Annotated in this window: 1 protein-coding gene; it reads right to left on the reverse strand. The window is 71.7% G+C overall.

From position 1 onward, the window contains the following. Positions 1-2,822 (reverse strand): hypothetical protein (locus NT8_RS30195; protein WP_169805267.1); only part of this gene is annotated, 2,822 nt, incomplete at both ends.

A 2,822-nucleotide genomic window follows, 5' to 3' on the forward strand; every position in this document is an offset into this window, starting at 1 on the left:
TTCTCGATCGCCACCGGCAGCACGAGGCCGTCCGGTGTGCTTCCGGCGGTGCCGTCCGCCGCGTTCTTCCACGCGTCCAGGGCGTGGTCGGTGGTGGGCGCTTCGGGCTTGGCCGTGACGACGTCCGGGGTGCGCGGCCCGCCGGAGTCCGGCTCCGGCCTGTCGTCGCCGAACGCGAGGTAGGCGGCGGGGTAGAGGGTCTGCACGCTGCCGCCGTCGCCGGTGGCGGTGACGCCGTCGGTCCGCAGACTCCGGGGGAGTTCCCTCGGGCTGACGCCGTCGCCGGTGACCTCCAGCTTCAGCGTCAGGTCGCTCCCGGTGCCGAGCCGGGCGAACGGGGTCTGCACGGACAGCATGATCGTGCGGGTGTCGGCCTCGGTCGAGGACGCGGTGCTGGTGTCACTGGAGCCGACCGTGGTGCCGTGCGGGACGGCGACACCGGTCAGGGCGACGGGTGCCGCGGTGTCGGACCGGTTGTTGTCGGCGTCGGGGTTGGTGCCGCTGGAGTTCGGGGTGATCGGCCCGAACCCGCCGATGCCCTTGGTGTTCGACCCGCCGTGGGCGGTCCCCTTCGCGGTGGAGACCGTCCACTGCCGTGCCTCGCGGTACTCGGTCTGCCCGCCCAGGTAGTCGAGCTCGGCGTCGTCCGACCGCTTGCCGACCTCGACGTGGACGACGGCGTGGATCGAGGGCGGCTCCGGCAGCGGCTTGGCGAGGTCGTGCCGCTTGACGATGGGCCGGATGCTGACGGGGATCGGGACCGAGGAGTGCGGGTCCTTGGCCAGCCGGCTCTCCAGCGTGCGGTGCAGTTGGTTGCGGCTGTCACTGGTCAGCTCGACCTTGTGCGCCTTGAGCTTGTCCTCCAGGTCCCGCAGCGCCGCCGCGGCGTCGGCGGGGCGGAGCGTGTCGCCGGCCTCGGCGAGGCCGGGGCGCACCTCCACCTCCTCGGGCGACTCCGGGACGTCGAGGGTGGTCAGGCCACTGGTCCCGTCGGCCCCGGTGAAGGTGTCCAGGACGAGTCCGTTGGCGATGGCGTCCCAGGCGTGGGCGAACCCGGCGAACAGGTCGTCCATGCGCGTCTGCCACCCGGTGTAGAGCGGTTCCCGGTAGGCCGTGATCACCGCGCTCCACTCGCGGTCGATCTCCACCGTCTGGCGGATCGTCCCGGAGCCGGTGATGAGGTAGGAGGTGTCCGACTTGTGGATGAAGCTGGTCTGGAGGCTGTAGTCGCGGGTCTCCGTCGTGGACCGGGAGCTGATGATGCGGTTGCGTGCGGCGTTGGCCCCGGTCACGATGGTGGGTTTGGCGGCGTCGCCGCGGGTGGAGTCGGGGCCGGGGTCGGCGGGGTTGATGTTCCCCGTCGGGAGGAAGACGCCGCCGACCGTGCCCTGCCAGGTGCGCGTCCGGCCGCCGCTGAGGCCGTTCTTGACGGAGCCCTGGAAGTACATGACCAGGTCGATCGGGACGGCGGTGATCGAGTCGACCACGCTGTCGGTGACCACGGTGGGCCGGATGGCGTTGGGCGACCGCTTGCCGCCGTCGAACTCGGGCCGGTTGACGATCCCGTTGAACAGGTGGACCGCGAGGTACTCCTGGGAGAGCACGGTCTCGAAGAAGCGCCGGCCGCCCTCGTTCTCCGAGGTGAAGTGGTCGTACTTGCGCCGGTAGCCCTCCTGCCCGAAGAGGCGTTTGCCGACGGCCTCCGAGAAGAACATGCGGCGGTTGAGGTCGATCAGCGACGGCTGGTTCGGGGTCTCGCCGCCGTTGTTGACGTGCGCGATGAAGACGCCGCCGTCGTTCAGCATCTGGTTGAGGGTCTTGCCGGTCGCCGGCACGGCCGGTGCCGGTCGGCGGCGGAAGAAGACGTCCTGGGCCTGGTCGGACGTGAGCATCGCCGGTCCGGTCGGGGCCGTGGGCGGTGTGCCGCTCCCGCCGCCCGTGGTGAGGGGGGTGACGTCGGCGGGTGTCCGCCGGCTCAGGCGCGGTGTGGCGATCTCCAGCCGGGCGTCGATCCCGTCCGCCAGGTCGTTACCCCGGTCGCGCAGCAGGTCGGCACCGTGGTACTGCTCGGTGTCGTCGATCGTGGCCCGGAACGTGACGTCGCTGGTCCACACGTCGGTCTCGCCGGTGAAGAGCAGGTAGGCGTCGGTTCCGGCCCCGGTGCTGAGCCCCTGCCCGGTGGCGGAGCGGCGGCTGACCCCGGCGTTCGCCTGCTGCTGGTACCCGCCGCCCGAGGGGCTGCCGCCGGCGTCGGTGGGGCCGCCGGCGAACGCGGCGATGAAGCGGAGGGCGAGCGTGTTGGTGTTGCCGGAGCCGCGCGAGGAGCCCCGCTGGGAGGTGCCGGACATGTAGACGCCGGTGCGCCGGTCGCTGGTGCCGCTGTGCTCCAGCCTGCCGACGTCGGCGAAGAGCCGCACCGTGATCAGGTCGGGGCGGAAGACCTTCTCGTCGTCCTTGGCCACATTCGTGACGTCGAGATGGATCGACTCCTTGAGGTCGACGGGGAGCCCGTCGTGGGTCAGTTTGGCCAGGTCGCCCTTGAGGCTCGCCTGCTGGATCGCGGTGCGGACGCGGTGCGTGTTCTCCACCGCGGTGGGGTAGTCGCGCCGGAGCGGGCGGTGGTCGCGCCCCATGAACGAGGACGAGCCGTCGGGCCGGTGGGCGAAGTCGGACTTGGTCCTGGTCAGGTCCGGGACGACCAGCCCGGGGTGGCGCTGGGCGATCGCCTGCAGGAGGTGGTCGCTGAGCCATTCGGTGAACGGCGTGCCCCGGTCGGGGTGGTCCTCGGCGCCGTCGGCCGCGTCCTCGTCGGACCGCTCATC

Source organism: Nocardiopsis trehalosi NBRC 14201 (assembly GCF_001552555.1).
In the GTDB taxonomy this organism is placed as follows: domain Bacteria; phylum Actinomycetota; class Actinomycetes; order Streptosporangiales; family Streptosporangiaceae; genus Nocardiopsis_B; species Nocardiopsis_B trehalosi.